This is a genomic window from Mesorhizobium sp. M8A.F.Ca.ET.207.01.1.1, assembly GCF_004794715.1.
GTDB lineage: Bacteria > Pseudomonadota > Alphaproteobacteria > Rhizobiales > Rhizobiaceae > Mesorhizobium.
This window is the reverse complement of the sequence record NZ_SRUS01000192.1, coordinates 1-380: the sequence shown is the minus strand read 5'-3', so window position 1 is coordinate 380 and position 380 is coordinate 1. Positions and strand designations below refer to the sequence as shown.

The following is a 380-nucleotide window of genomic DNA, read 5'->3' as shown; positions in this document are numbered from 1 at the left end:
CGACCTGCGCCTGCTGGTGCTGGCCCTGATCGGCGAGCAGCCACGCCATGGCTACGAGCTGATGCAGCTGATCAGCAACCAGTTCATGCAGGCCTATACGCCCAGCGCCGGCACCATGTACCCGCTGCTGGCCAGCTTCGAGCAGGCCGGCTGGATCGAGGCCGAGGAGGTGGACGGCAAGCGGATCTTCCGCATCACCGCCGCCGGCGAGTTCGAGCTGAAGGTGCAGCGTACCCAGGTACGCCTCGCGCAACGGCGAGCCTTCGACCGTGCCCGCGAGATCACCAAGGCGTCGTTGCCGCCGCCGCTGGCCACTGCCCTGCGCGAGTTCAAGCGGGCGCTGGTGCATCACCACGGCCGTTGGGCCGAGGGCGAGGCGG

General features: G+C 69.2%; 1 protein-coding gene. It reads left to right on the top strand.

Annotated elements, in window-relative coordinates:
• Positions 1–380 (top strand): PadR family transcriptional regulator (locus tag EN850_RS34130; RefSeq protein ID WP_136092978.1); only part of this gene is annotated, 380 nt, incomplete at both ends.